This window comes from Nonomuraea sp. NPDC050404, from assembly GCF_040655495.1.
Classification (GTDB): Bacteria; Actinomycetota; Actinomycetes; order Streptosporangiales; family Streptosporangiaceae; genus Nonomuraea.
In genome coordinates this window covers 187,967-208,379 of record NZ_JBFAKB010000023.1, presented here as the reverse complement: position 1 = coordinate 208,379, position 20,413 = coordinate 187,967, and the positions used below count along the sequence as shown (strand labels likewise).

At 68.6% G+C, this 20,413-nt stretch carries 19 protein-coding genes; 10 read left to right on the top strand and 9 right to left on the bottom strand.

Annotated features, from left to right (window positions below; translation table 11 throughout):
- Together AB0I81_RS46345 and AB0I81_RS46340 are read right to left on the bottom strand one after the other, a co-directional pair.
- Positions 1–797 (bottom strand): reverse transcriptase domain-containing protein (locus tag AB0I81_RS46345; protein ID WP_360672008.1); only part of this gene is annotated, 797 nt, incomplete at its 3' end.
- A 900-nt stretch (positions 798–1,697) separates the two neighbouring features.
- Positions 1,698–2,027 carry a hypothetical protein gene (locus AB0I81_RS46340; RefSeq protein WP_360672005.1) on the bottom strand — a complete coding sequence of 110 codons (330 nt, stop codon included), beginning with the start codon at positions 2,025–2,027 and terminating at the stop codon, positions 1,698–1,700.
- Positions 2,028–2,142: 115 nt separating this feature from the next.
- On the opposite strand from AB0I81_RS46340, the gene AB0I81_RS46335 reads away from it, so the two are divergent.
- Both AB0I81_RS46335 and AB0I81_RS46330 read left to right on the top strand, forming a co-directional pair.
- Positions 2,143–3,366, top strand: a complete 1,224-nt coding sequence (locus AB0I81_RS46335) for a helix-turn-helix transcriptional regulator (RefSeq protein ID WP_360672002.1) — start codon at positions 2,143–2,145, stop codon at positions 3,364–3,366.
- 30 nt (positions 3,367–3,396) lie between these two features.
- Entirely contained in the window at positions 3,397–3,873 is a 477-nt protein-coding gene (locus AB0I81_RS46330; protein WP_360671999.1) for an NUDIX hydrolase, read from the top strand.
- A gap of 336 nt (positions 3,874–4,209) precedes the next feature.
- Here the strand turns inward: AB0I81_RS46330 and AB0I81_RS46325 are convergent, their stop codons facing one another.
- Positions 4,210–5,652, bottom strand: coding sequence for an ATP-binding protein (locus tag AB0I81_RS46325; protein WP_360671996.1), 1,443 nt, complete (start codon positions 5,650–5,652; stop codon positions 4,210–4,212).
- A 250-nt stretch (positions 5,653–5,902) separates the two neighbouring features.
- On the opposite strand from AB0I81_RS46325, the gene AB0I81_RS46320 reads away from it, so the two are divergent.
- Positions 5,903–6,634, top strand: a complete 732-nt coding sequence (locus AB0I81_RS46320; RefSeq protein WP_360671993.1) for a hypothetical protein — start codon at positions 5,903–5,905, stop codon at positions 6,632–6,634.
- A 398-nt stretch (positions 6,635–7,032) separates the two neighbouring features.
- Here the strand turns inward: AB0I81_RS46320 and AB0I81_RS46315 are convergent, their stop codons facing one another.
- A complete protein-coding gene (locus AB0I81_RS46315) occupies positions 7,033–7,761 on the bottom strand; it encodes a LysR family transcriptional regulator substrate-binding protein (RefSeq protein WP_360671990.1) in 729 nt (242 codons plus the stop codon).
- Between the two features lie 53 nt (positions 7,762–7,814).
- Between AB0I81_RS46315 and AB0I81_RS46310 the strand changes: the two genes are divergently transcribed.
- The 5 genes from AB0I81_RS46310 to AB0I81_RS46290 all read left to right on the top strand — a co-directional run bounded on the left by AB0I81_RS46310 (position 7,815) and on the right by AB0I81_RS46290 (position 12,126).
- Positions 7,815–8,189 carry a DUF5997 family protein gene (locus AB0I81_RS46310; RefSeq protein WP_360671987.1) on the top strand — a complete coding sequence of 125 codons (375 nt, stop codon included), beginning with the start codon at positions 7,815–7,817 and terminating at the stop codon, positions 8,187–8,189.
- A 117-nt stretch (positions 8,190–8,306) separates the two neighbouring features.
- Positions 8,307–9,122: an MBL fold metallo-hydrolase gene (locus AB0I81_RS46305; protein ID WP_360671984.1), complete on the top strand. Its 816-nt coding sequence runs from the start codon at positions 8,307–8,309 to the stop codon at positions 9,120–9,122.
- A gap of 186 nt (positions 9,123–9,308) precedes the next feature.
- Positions 9,309–10,151 carry an alpha/beta hydrolase gene (locus AB0I81_RS46300; protein ID WP_360671981.1) on the top strand — a complete coding sequence of 281 codons (843 nt, stop codon included), beginning with the start codon at positions 9,309–9,311 and terminating at the stop codon, positions 10,149–10,151.
- A gap of 248 nt (positions 10,152–10,399) precedes the next feature.
- On the top strand, positions 10,400–11,422 hold the full coding sequence (locus tag AB0I81_RS46295; protein WP_360671979.1) for a glycosyltransferase family 4 protein: 1,023 nt from the start codon (positions 10,400–10,402) through the stop codon (positions 11,420–11,422).
- Positions 11,423–11,565: 143 nt separating this feature from the next.
- Positions 11,566–12,126 (top strand): hypothetical protein, encoded by a 561-nt coding sequence (locus AB0I81_RS46290; RefSeq protein WP_360671975.1) that lies wholly within the window; start codon positions 11,566–11,568, stop codon positions 12,124–12,126.
- Between the two features lie 336 nt (positions 12,127–12,462).
- Here the strand turns inward: AB0I81_RS46290 and AB0I81_RS46285 are convergent, their stop codons facing one another.
- Positions 12,463–13,440 carry an aldo/keto reductase gene (locus AB0I81_RS46285; protein ID WP_360671973.1) on the bottom strand — a complete coding sequence of 326 codons (978 nt, stop codon included), beginning with the start codon at positions 13,438–13,440 and terminating at the stop codon, positions 12,463–12,465.
- 267 nt (positions 13,441–13,707) lie between these two features.
- Here AB0I81_RS46285 and AB0I81_RS46280 point away from each other — a divergent pair, with 267 nt between their 5' ends.
- Positions 13,708–15,369, top strand: a complete 1,662-nt coding sequence (locus AB0I81_RS46280; RefSeq protein WP_360671970.1) for a TROVE domain-containing protein — start codon at positions 13,708–13,710, stop codon at positions 15,367–15,369.
- Positions 15,370–15,435: 66 nt separating this feature from the next.
- On the opposite strand, the gene AB0I81_RS46275 is transcribed toward AB0I81_RS46280, so the two are convergent.
- The 3 genes from AB0I81_RS46275 to AB0I81_RS46265 all read right to left on the bottom strand — a co-directional run bounded on the left by AB0I81_RS46275 (position 15,436) and on the right by AB0I81_RS46265 (position 19,403).
- The gene (locus AB0I81_RS46275; RefSeq protein ID WP_360671967.1) at positions 15,436–15,567 is read right to left on the bottom strand and encodes a hypothetical protein; all 132 of its coding nucleotides are present in this window, start codon (positions 15,565–15,567) and stop codon (positions 15,436–15,438) included.
- Positions 15,568–15,860: 293 nt separating this feature from the next.
- A complete protein-coding gene (locus AB0I81_RS46270; protein ID WP_360671964.1) occupies positions 15,861–17,378 on the bottom strand; it encodes a PLP-dependent aminotransferase family protein in 1,518 nt (505 codons plus the stop codon).
- A 90-nt stretch (positions 17,379–17,468) separates the two neighbouring features.
- Entirely contained in the window at positions 17,469–19,403 is a 1,935-nt protein-coding gene (locus tag AB0I81_RS46265; protein ID WP_360671961.1) for a hypothetical protein, read from the bottom strand.
- A gap of 119 nt (positions 19,404–19,522) precedes the next feature.
- Between AB0I81_RS46265 and AB0I81_RS46260 the strand changes: the two genes are divergently transcribed.
- A complete protein-coding gene (locus AB0I81_RS46260; protein ID WP_360671958.1) occupies positions 19,523–19,999 on the top strand; it encodes a GNAT family N-acetyltransferase in 477 nt (158 codons plus the stop codon).
- Positions 20,000–20,116: 117 nt separating this feature from the next.
- On the opposite strand, the gene AB0I81_RS46255 is transcribed toward AB0I81_RS46260, so the two are convergent.
- A complete protein-coding gene (locus AB0I81_RS46255; protein WP_360671955.1) occupies positions 20,117–20,410 on the bottom strand; it encodes a hypothetical protein in 294 nt (97 codons plus the stop codon).
- Positions 20,411–20,413 lie beyond the last annotated feature (3 nt).

Sequence of the window (20,413 nt, the reverse complement as noted above, 5' to 3'; positions counted from 1 at the left end):
TCACATCTCCGTACTTTCCCGCCGCAACCGCTCACCCCGCCGGTAACCCAACGTGACCTCGAAACAGAAGTTGCCCATTGCGTTGGAGGCGTGATGATCCCACCCTGCGGGGTTCCGGCGGTCGTCGGCTCCTGCCGGCCGAGTTCGGTGAGGATCCCGGCCTTGCAGAACGCCTTCACCAGCGCCAGCACCCGCTTGTCCCCGACCCGTCGCCGTACCCGGTCCATCAGGGCCGAGTGCGAGATGGTGTCGAAGCACGCCTCGATATCCGCCTCTAGGACCCACTCATACCGGTGGGAACCCATGTGGTGGATCTCGGCGATCGCGTCGTGCGCGCGCCGGTTCGGACGGAACCCATACGAGCACGGCGCGAAACCGGCCTCGAAGATGGGTTCCATGACCAGCTTCAGCGACGCCTGAACGACCCTGTCAGCCAGAACAGGGATCCCCAGACGGCGCTTCTTGGAAGTGCCGGGCTTGGGGATCAGCCGTTCCCGGACCGGCAGCGGCTGGAAGGCCCGCGAGCGTAACCGCTCGCGGATCCCGTTCAGAAACGCCTCTTCGCCCCACCCGGCCGGAACGTCACGGGCCCTCAGCCCATCCACGCCCGCCGTGCGGGACCCGGTATTACCCCGGACCCGACGCCACGCAACCACGAGGAACGCCGGGTCGGCGACCAGATTGAACAGATCATCAAACCGGCGAGAGCGATCCTCACCGGCCCAGCGGTGCAGTTTGGTCTGAATGCTCAGTACCCGCCACTCGGCCGTCTCCGGCTCCAGCAGCAGTTCGCCCATATTCACGAGCGGCCTCCTGACCTGACGTTCCTACCTGCTGAAACTGCTGCCCGCCTTCCCCATGTGCGCGGCTTTCCCGCGCTCGGAGTACTACGCAGGCTCCGCCCCACCCCGCGCCTTCGGCGGACGACGCACCTATCCCCGCGCCCAGCCCTGGACGGGACCGAGCCTGGGGAGCAGCACGAGATGGTTCCCACGTTCCCTGCCGACCGCTTGCGAGAGGAGGTGCCCAGCTATGCCCCTGCGGCATCGCCCTGGCTACGCCGTAGACCTTCACCAGAGCCTCCCGGCCAAGCGCGACAACCGGCCCAGGAGTTCCCCACCGAGCACCTTCACCCGGCGGGTACGCACCGCAACCCAGCCCAGATCCGCCAAATTCGAGCTGGTGGAAGCCTTGAAGAGCGTTACAGCGCTGGTTCCTCACGTACACCTTTCCCGCTCGTTGACCAGGCCCGCACCGTCTGGCAGTACCGGCACGCCCTGACGTTGCCGAGGCTGCTCCCACCCTCACCCGCGACTCCGGGATCAGGCTGCCTCCCACTTCCACGACCCGCTACGACGAGTCGTCGGCGAAGGTCTTCCACCTCCACACGGTCAAACAGCGCCTCGTGGCGCACGCCGCCCCGCTTCCGGTGCTCGGGCCTGGAGGCCCTGCGCTCCGGGTCGGGTTGCCATCGATTCGCTCAGGTTGCTGCCTGTGGTCGTTTTCGGGCGTGGTGCCGGGGCATGTCAGCCGGGTCTCCGCCTGCAGATTCGCGGCAAGTTCGGTCAATGTCTCCCCGCAACGGACGTTGGACAGCCCGCTTGTCTGGGGGACCAGACTCCTACGCATGGCCACCCAGCCCCCGGCCATGTCCTGGACCTGCCACGCCGGGTACTCCCTGATCAACTGCTGCAAGGTTACGGGCACGGCTGCGCTCCGGCGGCCGGAGTGGAGGGCGTGTGAGACTTCCGCAGTTGGGCGTAGCGGAGAGCGATGCGGTGGGCCGCCCGAGCCGGTTCGGTGGAGGAGTGCCAGGCGTAGATGACCCGCTGCCGCCTTGCGTCCCATGCCGATCGCCACCAGTACCGCCCGCCGTGGCACCAGACGACCAGTCCGGCCCAGACGGACACCAGGGCCACGCCGTAGCCGTCGTGCACGTCTGCGGAGATTCCATGAGTGGCGAGGGCATCGGCCAGGACTGTGGCAGCGTCTTCCTCGGCCTTGAGGTGTTGGGTCGGAGGTTGCATGAGTGGACTCCCATCACGTGCGGAGATGACGTAGCGTGACGGTATGTGTGGGCTGAGCTGCTAGGCCGGAAAGAAATTCCGGGGTCCGTCGTAGGCGTCCGCTGAGGATGAGGACATGCGGGGAATGACGAGCAACTTGTCCATCGGTCAGCGAGTGGCCTGGTACCGGCGACGACGAGGAATGTCTCAGGACGTTCTGGCCGGATTGGTGGGACGCACCACGGACTGGCTGAGCAAGGCCGAGAACGATCGCATCACCTTGGACCGGCTGTCGGTCATCAAGTCATTGGCGAACGCCTTGGACGTGTCTCTCGGCGATCTGCTGGCTGAGCCGCACTTGTTCGAGTGGACGGATGAAAGCGGTGATCGGACAATCCCCGCGCTGCGGGCGGCGATCACAGATTATCGGCAGCTTTCGCCGATAACCGAGCTGATCGTGAACGCGGAGCCGCCGAGGTTGGCCACGTTGAAGAGCGCCATTGACGGCGTGTGGCGGGCGTACCAGGGGGCCAGGTACAGCTACGTCATTCGGGTTCTTCCGGGCCTCGTCAGCGAAGCTCACCACGCCGCACGTGTCGGTGACGGCGATGCGCGTCTGGCGTCACTGGGCGTGCTCGGGCAGGTCTATCACGCTGCTGCCAGCATCCTGACCAAGGTGGGCGAGGCCGATCTCGCCTGGATCGCTGCCGAGCGGGGCCTGACCTTTGCGCGGGAGTCCGGCGATCAGCTCATCACTGCCTCATTGCTTCGCTGTGTCACACACGCGTTGCTGGCCAACGGCCGATACACGGCCGCCAAGCAACTCACCGTGGACGCCGCTGAACTTCTTTCTCCCGGCCTTCCACTAGCCACACCTGAACTGCTGTCGGTGTACGGGACGCTGTACCTTGCCGGGTCGATGGCGGCGGCGCGAGACGATGACCGGGATGCGACGCGTGCGTTCCTTGCCGAAGCGAGGGAATCAGCGGTGCGGTTGGGCAGGGATGCCAACTACGTCTGGACGGCCTTCGGACCGACGAACGTCCGCATCCACGAGGTGGCGACGGCGATCGAACTGGGAGACATCCAAGTTGCCGTGGACCTTGGGCCAGGGCTGGACACCATCGGGCTTCCGGTCGAACGTCGCGCTCGTCATGGTCTCGCCGTGGCGCACGCGTTCAGCCTGCGGAACCGTACCGAAGATGCTCTGACGGCACTGTTGGAGGCTGAAACCATCGCGCCTGAGCAGGTACGCCATCACTACCTGAGCCGCCAGCTCACGATGTCCTGGATCAGGAGGCAGAAAGGCAAGCCTGGCTTCCAGCTCGCCGCGCTCGCCCGGCGTTTGCACATCGTGTGAGAGCGGGCCTTGTGGCGTAAGGTCGAGGCCGTGAACGATCAGGAGGCCGAGCGGTTCGCTCAGGCCCGCGCTGCCGCTGGAGTGCTGTTCTTCGATGACAGTGGGCGTGTGCTGCTCGTCCGGCCCACGTACAAGCCGTATCTGGACATCCCCGGTGGGTACGTTGAATCGGGGGAGACTCCCTACGAGGCTTGCGTCCGTGAGGTAGGCGAAGAGCTGGGTATCCAGCCTGCCATCGGCCGTCTTCTTGTGGCCGATTGGGCACCTCTCCCGCAGGAGGGCGACAAGGTTCTGTTTGTGTTCGACGGCGGCACCCTGGACGACGAGGAGATCAAGCAGATCAGGTTCGCCGACGAGGAGCTGAGCGCCTATGAGTTCCGTCGTGTTGATGAGCTGGACGGTCTGATGATCGAGCGCCTTGCCCGTCGTCTCAAGGCTGCTGCCATCGCCCGTGAGCAGGGCGAGACCGTCTACCTGGAGCACGGCCGGACCGTCCCCGCTGAGTGACTATCTGAGTGACAACGGCCCGGGACGAGCGTGGACAGCAGAGGATCTGGGTGGAACGTTTGCCGAGGTGAGGCTCTGAATCACCCAAGATCCCCGCTATTCCCGACGTGGCTTACAAGCGAGGGGTCACTGGTTCGAACCCAGTACCGCCCACCTGCATCAAGAAGCCCCGCAGCACTGTGCCACGGGGCTGTCGTGCCGCTGGCTCGCGCAAATGAGCATTCGCGAGTTTCACCGTCATCGACGAGATGGACCTGGTCAATCGTCATTCATCTGGGCATCAGCGGCGACTCGGCTTACTGGGCGAACGGGCGTCAAGGACATCAGCACTGTCCCCTACTCCGAGAGCTTGCGGTAGGTTGTTGACCGCCCTTGGCCCCCCAGTTGCTCTACGAGTCCCCTCGATCTTAGTTCGCGAAGTGCCTTGCGGATGTTGGGTGCGGACAAGTTCAGTTCCTGCTTCAGGTCAGCAACAGCGCGTGTGCCGGCTGCCAAAGCGTCGTAGACGCGTAGTTCCGTCTCGTTGAGGTCGTCACCTGGGCGGATGACGGGAACTGCCTGCTGCCGCAGGATGACGGTGAATCGGATGGCGGCGTCTATGTAATGCGCAGATGGGAGCCCGGCCTCTGCCAGGGCATTGGCCACGATCGGTATGCCGGTTGCCAGAGCTTCGATCACTCGCGCGCCTGTCTTTGGTGTGCGGGCGTGTTGGCAGATCGCAACGAGTCGCGCATTGCGTGCGGAAGTGACGGCATCCTGGCCAAGCCGGTCGACTGTGATGCCGTACAGGCCGCCCGGATTGGAGACGATCAGCCGGTCTCGGCGGAGCCGAACCTCCACGGCCATGCCGGCCGACCAATGATCGAGGTCGCGATGGAGAAGAGCATTCGCGATGATCTCGCGAAACGCGATGTACGGATATGCGGGCCGATCACGAACAGTCCCGTCCGGCGCTGACACGACGCTGGTATCAAAGGTTCGCCGCGCCCAGTCCAGGGCCTCTTCCAGCATTCGGGGAATGGCCCCGGTGATCGTCGCCTGGTTCCGAGCCCGTGATCCTGCGGGATCGGTCGGCAACGGTTCTGCGGAAGCCTGGATGACGAAGCGCGGAAACCACTCCTGCGGATGAACTCCCAAAGCCAACAGCCCTGCGACGGTCGGAGTGCCGTCGGGCACAGTCACGCCGGCACGCCGGAGCAACTCGGCATCGTCCGGGAAACGGCCCAGGCCGTGGGGATCCCGTTCGCGGACCGAACGTAGGAACGCTGCGACAAGGTTGCTGTCCAGGTCCTCGCGGGTTGCGCCCGTCACGGGCTGCCGATCGAAGAGCGGTGGCTTCCGGGCGGCGAGGAATGCCTGCTCTTCCAAATCCGATAGTGGGAAGTCCCCGTCGTACCCCCGCATGTATGCCGTGCCCGACGCGGTAATCCGACACGGCTTGGCCGACGGATCGCATTCATGCACTCTGGCGACGATGATCGGCGCTCCATCCACCTCCGCGTCGCTGACTGTGAGCTGGACAGGCGGCGAGAATGAGCGGGCCTTGTGAGCGAGGCCCTGCTTGAGAGCTTGCGGATCCGAGAGCGGTACGGGGCGGAAGCCGGTGGCCTCGTCGAGACCGAGGATGATCGTCCCACCACCCGGATGGTTTGCGAGCGCGCTCAGGGTGGAGCCGAGTGACTGCGGCAGCCCTCCTGCCGCCGACTTGACCTCAACATCCTCGTAGTCGCCCCCGGCCGCGCGAAGACGTGCGACCAACTCGTTCACGTACTGGCTCATGGGTAAATGTAACCATGCGCTGGTTACATTTACTTGGAGTCTGGTTACATTTCCTTCTCTTCAGGTGCTGTGTCATCGTCCGTTCGCCAGGGATGGCCTATCTGGAGCACGGCTCCGTTGTCCCCGCTGAGTGACTCTCTGAGGGCCCTTCGGGGGAGCTGGCCGGCGTTATTTGGTTGCGAAGGCGTTAAGGGGTCGCTGTACGCTCTGCGTCATTCCAGTCGATCCCCTCACTGAACGGACTCCCGCCGTGGCCAAGCTCAATCAGATTCTGGCCGTGGAGAAGGGCGTCAAGGCCAGCAGCCAGCGCGCGGTCACCGACGCCTACCACGCCATCCAGAAGGCGCCGCTGATGTCGGGTCTGTCGCGGACCTATCAGCCGATCGACGATGAGGGCGAGCAGTTGCCGCCGGAGTCCACTCGCGTGCAGGTGAAGGTCGAGCAGGTCCTTGTGGACGTCGGCAAGGCGTTGACCCGGCTGTTTGATGTCACTGCGACCAAGGACTGGGCCAACTGTCACGCCACCGCGCATGTGATCGTTGACAACCAGGTTCTGCTGGAGGATGTGCCGGTTACGTACCTGCTGTTTCTGGAGAAGCAGCTTGCCGACCTGCACACGTTCATTTCGAAGCTGCCGACGCTGGATCCGGCGGAAAGCTGGTCGCGGGACGACAACGCGGAGGCGTGGCGGGCCGATGCGGTCAAGACGACCCGTACGAAGAAGGTGCCGCGCAACCACGTTCTCGCCGAGGCGACGGACAAGCATCCGGCGCAGGTGCAGGTGTACAACGAGGACATCGTGGTCGGCTACTGGACGAAGGTCGCCTTCTCCGGTGCCGTGCCGGCTCGGCGTGTCAACGAGTTGCTGGGCCGGCTGCAGAAGTTGCAGGACGCGGTCAAGTACGCCCGCGAGGAAGCGAACGGCTACGTCGTGGATGACCGGGAGATTGGTGCGAAGGTGTTCGGCTATCTGCTTGGATGACCTCAGAGACTCCCCGTTGAGCGCGGGGTGCGCGAAAGCGCGAAGCTGAAGCTCAGGCTGAAGCTGACGAACGGCCCAAGCGGAGGTTCGAATCCTCCCCGCGGTACGAGCCGCGGTAGCCCAGGTGGAAGAGGCAGCCGGTCAAGTTCAGATTCTCGCTCGAAGCTCAGTATTCACCGCCGGTGCCGGATCGACCGGAGGTGGGCCTTGATGGTGAGATGCCGGTTCGAATCCGGTCGGGACCTCTTCGTGGTCCCGTGGCTCAATGGCAGAGCGCACGTCGTGACAACTGACCCGCCTTCTTAAACGCCGCCGGCACTGTATATGGCGGCACAACATTTGAGGCCCCCGGCAAGGGTGGTCGGGGGGCCGTCGCCGTTCCGTGATCGGGGTCGGGGTCAGCGAGGGCGGTGGCCCTTTTTCTTGCGGGTGGGCCGTTCGGTTCGGTGGCCGGAGCTTTTCTGTGCGGGTTTGGGGCCCTGTCTGCGTGCGGGCTTCTCCGCAGGGGGAGGGGCGTTGCGGCCTCGGGAGCTGTTGACTGTTCGGCCGCGGACGATGCCGATGAAGTCCTCTACCCGGTCGGTGGTCGCGTCCGTGAGCCAGGCCAGGCCGATCTGGGACTGTGGTGCGTCCGTCACCGGGCGGTAGGTGAGATCCTTGCGGTGGTGGAGGCGGGCCAGGGACTGCGGGACCAGGAGGAGGCCGGTGCCGGCCGCCACCAGTTCGATCGCGGCCGCGGTGGTGGCCGGGTCGGTGAAGGCGGGTTGCCCGGGTTTGGTCGTCCATTCGAGGGTGTCGTCCAGGGGGCGCAGCACCTCGTCGTCGGCGAGGTCGGCGACGGACACCTCGTCGGCGGCGGTCACCGCGTGGTCCTTGGGGGTCACGACCACGGTGGTCTCCACGTACAGGGGGATCACGCTGAGGCCGTCGCGGTCGACCGGCAGTCTGACGAAGGCGGCGTCGGCGGCGCCGTCCCGCAGGAGGGCCACGATCTCGGAGGCGGGGGTCGAGATCAAAGTGAGTGGTACGTCGGGCAGCCTCTCGTTCCAGATGTTGACCCATTTCGCGGGGGTCACCCCGGGCACGTACGCCAGCCGGAATCCGCCGCCGGTCTCACCATCGTTCACCGCCTCAGGGTATCGATGTCAGAGAGCCCGTTCCGACTCACTACGCTAGGCGCATGACCTCGTCCAAACCGAAGAGCATCCAGACGATGAAGCCCGAGACCGCGGCCAAGAAGCTGGGTGTCCTCCTGTCGGCCACCCCCGCCGAGTTCCAGGCGGGTGTCGTCTCCAGGGACGAGTTGAACGCGTTGCAGTCCTCGCCTCCCGCCTGGCTCGCCGACCTGCGCCGCAACGGGCCGCATCCCAAGCAGGTCGTGGCCGCGAAGCTCGGGGTCTCCATCTCCGGCCTGGCGAGGGGTGAGATCACCGAACCGCTCACCACCGAGCAGATCGATGCGCTGAAAGCGGAGAATCCGGCGTGGCTGGAGCGCGAGCGGGCCGTCCAGGCCGAGAACCGCAAGGAAGCGCTCCGTCTCAAGGAACAACGCTAGTGCGCTGACCGCGAACGCTCCCGATGGCGCTTACTCCGCGCTACTTGCCAGCTGTTGCCGGCGGTCACTACGGTCTCGGCCAAGCGGTCGTGAACCACCCAGTGGAAGGGGACCCTCGTGCTGAGGCAGGTCGCGGAGGGTGTGCTGGTCCACGAGAGTGAGTTCGTGCAGAGCAATGCCGTTGTCGTGCATGGCCGGGCAGGCGTGTTGCTCATCGACCCCGGGGTGCAGGACCACGAGATGGACTGCCTGGCGAGCGACCTGTCCGGTGCGGGGGAGACCGTGGTGGCGGGCTTCTCGACGCATCCGGACTGGGATCACCTGCTCTGGCACGCCCGGTTCGGCGCGGCCCCTCGTTACGGCACGGCTCGTTGCGCGGCCGCAGTCAGGGAGCAGCTGTCGGAACCGGATGCGAAGGCCCGCATCGCCGAGCACCTGCTCGAAACCGAAGTCGCCGGGAAGGTCCCGCTGGACCTGCTCGGCCTCATCACCGCCCTGCCCGCCGGGACGGCCCAGCTCCCATGGGAGGGCTCGCAGGTCCGGATCATTGAGCACCAGGCGCATGCGCCGGGCCATGCGGCGCTGTTCGTCGAAGAACGCGGGGTTCTCGTCGCCGGTGACATGCTTTCCGACGTCCTGGTGCCGATGCTCGACCTGAACGGCCCCGCCGACCCGATCGAGGACTATCTCTCCGCGCTCCGGCTGCTGGACGCCGTGGCGGGCGACGTCGAGGTCGTCGTCCCCGGTCATGGATCGGTCGGTGAGGGTGATCAGGTGCGGGCGCGGATCGAGCTTGATCGGGCGTACGTGCTCGCCCTGCGTGAAGGGCGTGTGCCCAATGACCCGCGGGTCGGCCCATCGGCCAGGCCCGGCTGGGAGTGGGTGAGCGACGTGCACGAGGGGCAACTCCAGCGCCTTGCCGGGAAGAAGTGAGCGACGTGCCCGAGGGGCAGCTCCAGCGCCTCGCCGGGAAGAAGTGAGCGACGTGCATAAGGGGCAGCTCCAGCGCCTCGCCGGGAAGAAGTGAGCGCAGGTGGGGGCGGTGTGACATAACGGGGGCGTTGATGGGGAGGGGGTTCCTACCGTGTCCGACAGGACTGATTGAACGGAGGAACTTCTGTGAGCTGGGCGCTGGGGGAAGAGTTCGAGACGCCTGATGGGCGGGTGCGATGGCAGGCCATGGGCAGCGGGGAGCCGGTCGTGCTCGTGCACGGCACCCCTTACTCGTCCTATCTGTGGCGCGATGTCGCGCCGGCGCTCGCGCTGAACCGTAAGGTCTTCGTCTTCGATCATCTCGGGTTCGGGCAGTCGGAGCAGCGCGCGGGGCAGGACCTCAGCCTGGCAGCTCACGCCAGGAACTTCCGGCGGCTGCTGGAGCACTGGGAGTTGTCCGGGCCGAGTGTGGTCGCGCACGACATCGGGGGAGCGGTCGCGTTGCGTACGCTGCTGCTGGAGGGCGCGAGCTACGGGGATCTCACCCTCTTCGACGCGGTGAGCGGCGGCGAGTGGGAGAGAGGGCTCTTCCAGCTCATCCTTGAGCAGGCGGAGGTCTTCGAGCAGCTGCCCGACTACGCGCACGAGGCTCTGGTGGCCAGCCATCTGCGGCACGCCACGCAGACCGGGTTCCGGCCGGGGGTGCTGGAGGCGTTTCTCGCGCCGTGGCGGGGCGCCGTGGGGCAGGCGGCGTTCTACCGGCAGTACAGCCAGATCAGGCAGGCGGACACGGCCGGGTATGAGCATCTGCTGGGCGAGATGTCACTGCCGGTGCGTCTCATCTGGGGGCGGGAGGACCGCATCCTTCCTCCCAAGTACGCCGAATGGCTGCACGACAGGATCCCGCACGCCGAACTCCACTGGATCGACGGAGCTGGTCACCTCCTTCAGGAGGACGCGCCCGCGCAGCTGATGGCCCACCTCACGGCCCCCTGGCCCGGGCGTGCCGCCGGGGACATGGTCGCCTAGTGTTCGAGAGAAGTTCTGTTGCTGGGAACGCACTCCGCTTATTCTTGGGCCATCGCTTGATTATTCTTGCGTGCGGCAACGCATGAATGCCGACCGGATGGACTCAGCTGCGCTGACTGACCTCTGACCACCGGATGGAATCGGTCGGTCACGGCCTGGGTTCTCCAGGAGCGGCTACGGTCTTCGCGGGTCGACGTCATCAATATCGTACGGCAAGGCCGGGCGCCGGAGTGAATGGATGTGTCCCATTGGAGCGCTTACGGGTAAACGTCATCTCGGAGTCGAGCTTCACCGTCAAAGGCCATGGTGTCCATAGCGCGTACGAGGAGACCATTCAGGCCATCGCCGAGATGGAAGATGTTCAGCTGACCTCCGGTCTGCGGGGTTTCGGGAGAAGCACCGTTCTGCATGTGCACACGATGGGCCCGGTCGCGCTCGCGCGCATATTCCTGCATCGGGGCAGCACGGTGGTGTCGGCGCATGTCACGCCGCTGACCATCGTGGGCAGCATCAGAGGCGCCCAGTGGCTGCTCAGGCTGCTGCGCCCCTATATGCGCATCTTCTACAACCGGGCCGGCCGGATCATTTCCGTGAGTGAGGCGACAGCGCAGGAGCTGATCGCTCTCGGGGTGCGCACGCGGATCGACGTCTCGCATATCGCCATCAATGGGAATCCGATCCGCGCCCTTCTCCCCGATCGGGCCCGCATCCGGCGGGAGTTGGGGTGGGACGATGATCGGCTGACGGTTCTGGCGGTCGGCCAGATACAGCCGAGGAAAGGCTTCGAGGAGTTCCTGGAGTGCGCGCTCAGGCTGCCGGAGGCCCGATTCATCTGGGTCGGGGGAATGCCGTTCGGGGTGCTTTCGCACTCCCGCCAGGAATTGCTGGCGGCCCAGCGCGACGTGCCGGAGAACGTCGAACTCACCGGGCAGATTCCGCGTGAGGCGGTGTTCGGTTACTACGCCGCGGCGGATGTGTTCTTTCTGCCTTCCACGCATGAGACGTTCGGGATCGCGACCCTGGAGGCGGCGGTGGCCGGCCTGCCGATCGTGGTCGGCGATCTCGCGTGTTACGAGGAATGGCTCGACGATGCCTACCTCTCGGGCCGGGGCGTCGATGACTATGTCGATGCGTTGCGTGCGCTGGAAAGCAGCGAGTTCCGGGACAAGATGGGGCGGCGTGCGGCCACTGTCGCGTCGAAGCACGACTTCGCCGCCCTGAAGGGGGAACTGCGGACGGCGTACTGGGAGGCTGCCGGGAGGCAGCCCTGACTCACGCGCGGGCGACTTCGCTGGACGTTCTCTCATTGCTTCGCGCATGCGGGCGTGGAGTGGTCTGGCTCTCTGCCGGGGCCGGGCTGTTCCGGGCGCACCTGGCGCGAGCGGATGGGTACCAATGAGGAAGGGCGTGGTCCGTGCAACCCGTCGCGAAGATCGCCACCGGGCTCGTCCTGGTTTTCGGCGCCGTCCGGTTCAACGGCTTCGACCTGCTGTTCGACCCTGTCGGATGGGCGTTGTGCGTGGCCGGGCTGGACCAGTTGCGGCGATCCGATCGCGACCTGCCGGGCAGGGCCATGCTCGTCGCCGTCGTCATGATCTTCGTCTCGCTCTTCGCGACGCTCGCCGTCCCCGCGATCACCGAGGAATCCATGGCCACTCAGGTGATCGGGCTGGCCAACGGCGGTGGCGGCCTGGTCGCCGTGTGGCTGATCACCGATGCGGTGATCCAGCGCCTGCGTGGCCATGGCGACGTTGCCAGGGTCGCCCGGCTGGATGTGCTGCGCTGGGCGGTGGCGGGGCTCGGGGCGATCGTCATGCTGGCCGAGCGGGGCGACGCCGTCCTGGGTGACGTCGTGCTCATCGGATGGCTCTCGGCCGTTGTGGTGCTGGTCGTCGTGTTCTACCGGTGGGCCGGGCTGCCGTGCCTGGCGGCGGTGCGCCGGCCGGCGACCGAATCGGACAAGCCGGTTCCGTGACGACAGCCCCGCTACACCGGGCAGGGCGGGCTGGTGGAGGCCATGCGGCTGTGGCGGAGGGAACGTGACAGGCGGAGGGAACGTGACAGGCGGGCCCTTGGCAGATCTGTAAAGCATCGCCTCTTGCCTGTGCCCGTTCGGCGGAACAAGGTGGAGGCAAGCCTCCGTCGTACGCATTCCCCGGAGGCGAGCAAGACCGGCCGGAGTGGGAATCTCCGGTGGGCTGTCCCGCCCGGACAGCGAGATGGGTGGCGGTGACCGGTGAGGTCACCAGGCCTGCCGCCGTTCGACGGCGCCTCGGCTGGGCCGGGCGGGACGCTTCCCGCTCATCCAGGGCTACCAGCGGTGGTGGACCTGCGGGCGGATGAGGTCGTCGTAGACGTCGCGCACCGCCGCCAGCGTCGCGGCGTCCAGCGGCGGTACGGCGGCGGCGTCCGCGTTGCCCGTGGCCTGGGCCGGGTTGCGCGCGCCGGGGATCACCACCGAGACACCCTCCTGCTCCACCACCCACCGCAGCGCGAACTGCGCCATGGTGACGCCCGCGGGCACCAGCGGAGCCAGCCGCCGCACCGCCTCCAGCCCGGTGGCGAAGTCCACGCCGGAGAACGTCTCCCCGACGTCGAACGCCTCCCCACGCCGGTTGTAGGTGCGGTGGTCGTCCGCCGCGAACGTCGTGTGCTCGTCGTACTTGCCCGACAGCAGCCCGCTGGCCAGCGGCACCCGGGCGATGATGCCCACCCCGGCGGCGCGCGCGGCGGGCAGGACCCGCTCCAGCGGCTTGAGCCGGAACGCGTTGAGAATGATCTGTACGCTGGCCACCCCCGGCCGGGCGATGGCGGTCAGCGCCTCCTCGCACGTCTCCACGCTGACCCCGTACGCGGCGATCTTCTTCTCGGCCACCAGCGTGTCCAGCGCGTCGAACACGGCGTCCGTCGAGTAGACGGGCGTCGGCGGGCAGTGCAACTGGACCAGGTCGATGGTGTCCACGCCCAGGTTCCTGCGCGAGCGCTCGTTCCAGGCGCGGAAGTTGGACATCACGTAGTTCGACGGGATCTGCTCCATCCGCCGGCCCATCTTGGTGGCCACGGTGAGCCCGGGACGGTCCTTGGCGAAGCGGCCGACGATCTGCTCGCTGCGCCCGTCGCCGTACACGTCGGCGGTGTCGATGAAGGTGACGCCCGCGTCCACGGCGGCCCGGAGCGTGGCGGCGGCCTCATCCTCCGTCACCTCACCCCAGTCCGCGCCGAGTTGCCAGGCGCCGAGCCCGATCACGCCGACCTGGCGTCCGGTACGTCCCAACACGCGCTGTTCCATGGGTGTCCAGCCTTTCTGCACGAGTGCCTGAGCGGCACCAGTCTCCCGGAAAATGAGATGTGGCCGGAGCAGCCCCTTCAGTACCGTTCTGGCAGGGAGCGCGGGTCGAAGTTCGTCGGTTACGGGCTCCGCGGGTCGCGGGTTCGAGTCCCGCCGCCGCGGTGGCCGGAGCGCCGCCGCGACGTAGCTCAGCTGGCAGAGCAGCAGATTATGCCGGTGGACCTTGCCATATCCGCGCTCCCTTCAGCGCAAGCGAAGGAGTACCCCATGACACGTGATCCACTCGCGTCTGTGTCGGCCCTCAAGACCCCGCAGTCACAGCCCATCCCCGGCCGCCGGGACCAGATGCGCAATGCCGCGGGCGGGTACGTCTTCGCCAAGGACCTGTGGACGAAGCTTGAGGACTTCCTCATCCTCGGTACGGCCGGCGGCACGTACTACGTCAACCAGGGCGAGCTGACCAGGCAGAACACCGGCGTGCTCTTCGAGGCGATCGAGGAGGACGGGCCGCGCGTCGTCGAACTGCTCACCGCGATCTCGACGGCGCGCCCGCCGCGCGCGCCCAAGCCGCGGCCGGTGTTGTTCGCGCTGGCGGCGGCGTACGCCAAGGGCGACGCCGCCACCCGGCAGGCCGCCAAGCTGGCGCTGCCGAAGGTCGCGCGCACCACCGACCACCTCGCCCAGTTCTTCGGCCACCACAAGAACCTGTCCGGCAAGCTCACGGCGCGCGGCGTGTCCGTCGTCAGCGGGAGGTCCCTGCGCACCGCGCTCGGGTCGTGGTTCCTCGAAGGCAGCCCGGACGAGGTGGCCTTCAAGGCGTGCAAGGCCGCGCAGCGCAGGACGCCGCAGGGCGAGAGCTTCTCCCTGCGCGACGTGCTGCGCATCGCGCACCCTGCGGCCGAGGACGAGCAGCGCGGGACCCTGTTCGGGTGGATCGCCGGCAACGTGCCCGACGAGCGGGCGCGGCAGGTCCTGCCCGCCGTGGACCGCTTCCTCACCGCCAAGGCCGTCACCAGTGCCGCCGAGGCGGTGCGCGTGGTGACCGAGCGGAAGGTGCCGTGGGAGTTCCTGCCGGACGCCGTGCTCGCCGAGCCGAGCGTCTGGGAGGCGCTGGTCGACACCGTCGGGATGACCGCGCTGCTGCGCAACCTCGCCCGCATGACGCGCATCGGCGCGCTCAGGCCGGGCGGCGACGCGACTCGCCGGGCGGTGGCGCGGCTGACCGACCGCGACGCGCTGGCCGGGGCCCGCGTCCATCCGATGGACGTGTTCCTGGCGCTGCGCGTGTACGGCTCGGGCCAGGCCCAGCCGCACGCGCGCGCCGAGCTCCAGCGGTGGCGCCCGCTGCCCGCGGTCAGGGACGCCCTGGAGGAGGCGTACGAGCTGTCCTTCGGGTTCGCCGAACCCACGGGCAAGCGGCTGCTCGTCGCCGTCGACTCCTCGGGCTCGATGAGCTACGACAGGGTCTGCCTGGGCGGCTCGCCGCTGGGCAGCGTGTACGAGATCGCGTGCGCGATGGCGGTCATGCTGGCCAGGATCGAGCGCGGCAACGTGCACGTCATCGACGTCGACACCCGGGTGCACGACTCGAAGATCACACCGCGGACCAACCTGCGGGAGCTCGCCTCCTGGAGGCCCTCGGGCGGTGGCACCGACCTGTCGCTGCCGTTCTCTTGGGCGCGGCGCGAGCGGTTCGAGGCCGACGGCATCGTGGTGCTGACCGACAGCGAGACCTGGGCCGGGCGGTCGCACCCGACGCAGGAGCTCAACGCCTACCGCCACTCGGTCAGTCCGCTGGTCAACGTGGTGGTCGCGGCGATGACGGCGGCCGGGTACACGATCAACGACCCGGGCGATGAACGGGTGCTCAACGTGGTCGGGCTGGACGCGTCGCTGCCGATGGTCGTCAATGCCTTCGTCGGAAGCTGAGCGATGGTCGTCAACGCCTTCGTCGGAAGCTGATCCCAGCCTACGAGGCCCACCCACCTCGGCTCCTCAGCGGGGGCAGGAGCCGAGGTGGGTGGGGCCCGACTTGAGCAGCAGCCGTTTGGCGAGGATCTCCGCCGCGACGTCCGCGCCCATCGCGAGCCCGTCGAAGTTGCTGAAGCCGAAGTGCAGCCCGCCCACCACCCGCGAGCGCCCCGCATCGGCCGCGGCACTGGAAGCCCGCGAACCGCCGCCGCCACGGCTGCCCGGTGGCCGGGTCGATGGGTGCGTCGGAGGCCCGCGCCGCCCGTACGACCTGGAGTGTCTGCTCGTTCCAGCCGCGTACGGCGTCGATGTCGGGCGCGCCCGAGGGCACCGGCGGGACGAGCAGCAGGAGCGCGACGACCTTGTTCATGGGATCCCCTGTCCGTGGGTGCGGAACCGATCCCATAAAAGGTGCGACACCGACGGCGCTCCTGCCACTACCTCCCCAGCTATGCGGCCGTGCGGCGGGTCAGCCGGTGCTCGTCGAGCGTCCGGGTCAGCGCGTGCAGCGCCCGGCACAACGGGACCTCGTCCAGGTGGCCGTAGGACAGGACGATCCCGTTGCCGGGCGAGACGGCGTCCGGGTGGTGGAGTTCGGCCAGCTCGGACGCCTGGACCAGGCGCGCCCGCAGCCCCGCGGCCACCGACTCGGCGGGTACGGAGGCCGGCAGCAGGAGCGTGGCGGACGAACCGGTGCGCGCGCCGAGCAGCCGGGTGTCCGGGTAGGCGCCGAGGGCGTGGCGGACGAGCGAGCGCTTGGGCTCGTACAGGGCCGACAGCCGTTGCACCCGGTGCGTCACGCAGCCCGACGTGAGCAGGTCCGTCACCGCGAGCTGGCAGGTGATCGACGGCCGGCCGTGCCCGGCGGACATGGCCTGCTCGATCTCGCCGGCCAGCCGCTGCGGCACCACCGCGAACGCCAGCCGCAGCGTCGGCGTCAGCACGTCGCGGAACGAGCCCGCCATGGCCGTGGACCAGGAGTCCCCGACGGCCAGGACGCCGGGGCGCGGGCCGGGCGCCACGGTGAACAGGCCGTCGAAGGCCGGTTCGAGCACCATGCCGCCGCTGTCGCGGGCCCACGCGGCCAGCGCGCGCCGCCGTTCGATCGGCAACCGCGTGCCGAGCACGCCCCGCTCCGGCAGGACCGCCACGACGTCGCAGGCGGCGGGGATCAGGTCGGTACGCGCCCCCGAGCCGTCCACCGGCAGCGGCAGCACGGTGCCGAGCCGTTCGAGCGCCGCCCGCAGCGGGCGCGGCGCGGGGTCCTCCAGCGCGATGACCGGGTCGGTGCCGCCCTGCGCGCGCAGGAGCAGCTTCAGCGCCTCCGCGAGGTCCGCGGTGACGATCACCTCGTGGCCGTCCAGTGCCAGGCCGCGGGTGTCGCGCAGGTGGGCCGCGATCGCGGCGCGCAGCGCGGGCAGCCCGGCCGGGGGAAGGCCCCCGAAGGGCACGGCGTGGTGGCCGGCCCGCCGCCAGGCCGCCCGCCAGGCCGTCAGCGGGAACGCGTGCGGGCTGGGCCGTTCGGAACGCAGGTCGATGAGCGCCTGCCCGGGACCGGCACCGGCCTCCCGAACCGGCGCGGTCGCGACGCGCGAAGCACCGCCCTCAGATATCCCGGGGTCCGGCAGGCCGAGGTCCGGTGGGTCGGGGCTGGGCAGACCAGGGCCGGGCAGGCCGGAGCTGGGCAGGTCGGAGCTGGGCAGGTCGGGGCCCGACACGTAGGTGCCCGAGCCGTGCCGCCCCGAGATGTAACCTTCTGCCAGCAGCCTCTCGTACGCCGCCAGCGCCACCCCCCGCGAGATCCCCAGCGCCCCTGCCAGGGTGCGCGTGGACGGCATCCGGGTACGGGCCGCGAGCTGACCTGCCACGATGGCCCCGCGAAGCTGGGCGGCGAGCTGTACCTGCAGCGGCTCGGGCAGGGTACGTTCAAGCCGGATGGGTACGTTGAGCCTTTGCGAATGACGCATGGAATGTCCCCCATGGACGTACGGATAACAACGGGCCCCTCCCTAGAGGCGTGCCATCGTGTGCCAACCCGTTCCACCTCCTCACCGTGCTCACCGTGGCCGGTAAGAGCAGCGCACACCCGTCTGAACGGTGGCGCGCAACTCTTCACCGATCGCCCTGTCCACCGCCGCGATCCGGGCCAGCGCCCGCCGGATGGCCTTGCCGACGGCGATCCTGGCGCGCTCGCCATCCCCGGCGAACGGCCGCGCCCGCCCGCCGATGCCGGTCGCCGCGGCCAGCTCCGACATCAGCCATTCGCGCTCCAGCCGCAGCGCCGCCGCCCGTTCGAGGTCGTGCATCGCGTCCAGCTCGTCGATCTCGGCCTGCATCGTGGACAACCGCTGCCGGTAGGCGTCCCTGGCCGAGTCGTCGAGCAGCGACTGGGCCGACTCGTACGCGGCCGGCTCCCGCGTGGTGCCCGCCGCCAGGTCACCGGCCGGGATCTCGTGCCCGGGGTTGGCGACCAGCACGGCCAGGTGGCTCATGCCGATGCTGTGCTCGACCAGCGCGTGCCGTTCGCCCAGCTCGACCCGCCAGTGCCGCCCGTCGCGGCGCAACCGGCACGCGGCGTCGCCCGCCGGCGTCCGGCCGGCCATCGCGGGCAGCGTCATGCCCAGCTCCCCGGCCTCAGCCTCGGCGGTGGCCAGGGCCGCGCGGGCCGCCTCGTCCCTGGGGCCGTCGCGCAGCGCCAGCGCCTGGCCGTACCGGCAGCGGGAGAGCGTGGCGGCCGGCCAGTGGCCCAGCGCCAGGTTGTCGTGCACGGCGGCACGCAGGTGGGCGACGGCCGGGTCCAGGTCGCCGGTGGCCAGCCCCGTGGTGAGCGCCGCCATGCCCAGCGAGTGCCGCACCGAGCCGAAGCAGGCCACGCCCAGGCTGGCGATCACCGGAAGGTGCGCGTACGGGGTGAGCAACTCCTGCGCGCGGGCGGCGGTCTCGGCGTCCCGCAGCAGGAAGGCGGTCTCCACGACGCAGTACATCGTCACCAGCCAGGAGCTGGAGCTGGGCAGGTCGCCCAGGTCCCGGCCGCGCAGCCGGGCCAGCTGCCCGGTCGCCAGCCGCCGGTCGCCGGCCACGGCGGCGGTCAGCGCCAGGCCCGCCACGTAGGAGTTGTCGATGGGGCTCAGGGTGGGCGAGTTGACCAGGTCGGCCAGGGCGGGCAGCAGTTCGGTGGTGCGGCCCTGGTACCAGCGGATGGCGCCGAGCTGGCCGCCGTACCAGCCGGTCGCGTCGATGTCCCCGGCCGCCAGGCCCAGTTCGTGACACTCGGCGGCCAGCTTCTCCGCCTGCTCGAAGCGGCCCGCGCGGATGGTGTGCATGACCCGCATCGCGCTGGTCACGTACCCGATCGCCAGGTGGGGCCGCTCCCGCAGCAGGTCGCTCAGCTCCTTCAGGCAGCGCTCCGCGTGCGGGTCGGCGGCCAGGAACAGGTCCACGGTCCGCCACATGAGCCCCATGATCAGGTCGCCGCCGCGCCCCGTGACGCCCGCGTGGCCGATCAGCTCGCCGGCCAGCTCCTGCCTGAGCTCCCCGTGTTCGGGCCCCAGCAGGCAGTGGTGGGCCAGGCTCAGCGCCTCCACCAGCGCCGTCGCGTCGCCGGAGCTCCTGGCCTGCGCCAGCAGCCGCAGCGTGCCCTCGTGCGCGCCCTCGCGGTAGTCCTCCTCGCTGCGCAGGCGTAAGCGCAGCCGCAGCGCGAGCGCGGAGCAGGGGTCGATCAGCGACAACGCGTGCCGCTGACGGGCCCTGATCATCTCCGACTCGGCGCTCGTCCGGTGCTCGTGCACCCAGATCCCGCCCAGCCCCAGTGCCGCCCGCGCCAGCGCCGGCGGGTCACCGCACACCTGCGCGTGCCGGTAGGCGGTGTCGAACCAGTGCCGCGCGCGCCGCAGGTCCCCGTTCCGCAGCAGCGCGTGTTCGCCCCGTACCAGGGCCTTCTTCAGCTCCGAGCATGACGGCGGGAGCACGCCCAGTCCCTGTGCAACGCTCACGATTTCCGCTCCCCAATCGGTCATCCAGTCTTGAGCGTTCCAACGGCACCCCGAATACCGTTCTAGGACCAACACGTATGGCGGACGGGGATGGGTTCACGGCCCGTACCCTGAATCTCATGATTCGTCCTGCAACACCCGCTGACGTGCCCGAGATCGTCAGCATGATCACTGAACTCGCCACCTACGAGAAGGCCGCCCACGAGGTACGCGTGACCGGGGAGCAGCTCCACGACACCCTCTTCGGTGACAGCCCGGCCGCCTTCGTGCACATCGCCGAGCAGGACGGCCGGGTGGTGGGCTTCACGCTGTGGTTCCTCACCTATTCCACCTGGCGCGGCACGCACGGCATCTACATGGAGGACCTGTACGTCCGCCCGGACAGCCGGGGCGGCGGCCACGGCATCGGGCTGATGCGCAGGCTGGCCGAGATCTGCGCCGAGCGCGGCTACCAGCGCCTGGAATGGTCGGTCCTCACTTGGAACCAGCCGACCATCGACTTCTACGACAAGCTCGGCGCGGTCAACCAGGACGACTGGTACAGGTACCGGCTGACCGACGAGCCGCTGCGGCGCATGGCCGAGCGCCGCGACTGACTCAGTCGCGACCGATCCCGCCGCGAGTTACCCCGTCGCGACTGGCCCCGTCGCGACTGACCCCGTGCGAAGTCGCGCGGGTCACGCAGAGTGACGTGACCCGCGCGACACATACGTTTAAACGCCGGCGTGCGTGCGGGAGCGCGTGCTCTCCGCGCCGTCGAACACCCCCATGTCCGGCTCTTCCAGGTCGCGGTGGGTCTCCTCCATGCGCAGCGCGACGCCCAGCGCGAAGAACGTGGGCGCCCACTCACCGATGAAGATGCCCCACCTGTCGGCCCGGTCCAGGCCGGCCCCCTGCTCGGCGTTCTTCGACATCAGCCAGGTCCCGAACGAAAGGGCGATCGAAGCCAGCCCCGCGGAGTACATGTGGCCCGACTTCACGCCCATCTGATGTAGCTTTTTGATCATGTT

Bases quoted from the DNA above. Each gene is read 5' to 3' on its own strand.
- AB0I81_RS46340 (WP_360672005.1), bottom strand. From the start codon at position 2,027: ATGCAACCTCCGACCCAACACCTCAAGGCCGAGGAAGACGCTGCCACA.
- AB0I81_RS46335 (WP_360672002.1), top strand. From the start codon at position 2,143: ATGCGGGGAATGACGAGCAACTTGTCCATCGGTCAGCGAGTGGCCTGG.
- AB0I81_RS46325 (WP_360671996.1), bottom strand. From the start codon at position 5,652: ATGAGCCAGTACGTGAACGAGTTGGTCGCACGTCTTCGCGCGGCCGGG.
- AB0I81_RS46310 (WP_360671987.1), top strand. From the start codon at position 7,815: ATGACCTCGTCCAAACCGAAGAGCATCCAGACGATGAAGCCCGAGACC.
- AB0I81_RS46285 (WP_360671973.1), bottom strand. From the start codon at position 13,440: ATGGAACAGCGCGTGTTGGGACGTACCGGACGCCAGGTCGGCGTGATC.
- AB0I81_RS46280 (WP_360671970.1), top strand. From the start codon at position 13,708: ATGACACGTGATCCACTCGCGTCTGTGTCGGCCCTCAAGACCCCGCAG.
- AB0I81_RS46270 (WP_360671964.1), bottom strand. From the start codon at position 17,378: ATGCGTCATTCGCAAAGGCTCAACGTACCCATCCGGCTTGAACGTACC.
- AB0I81_RS46260 (WP_360671958.1), top strand. From the start codon at position 19,523: ATGATTCGTCCTGCAACACCCGCTGACGTGCCCGAGATCGTCAGCATG.
- AB0I81_RS46255 (WP_360671955.1), bottom strand. From the start codon at position 20,410: ATGATCAAAAAGCTACATCAGATGGGCGTGAAGTCGGGCCACATGTAC.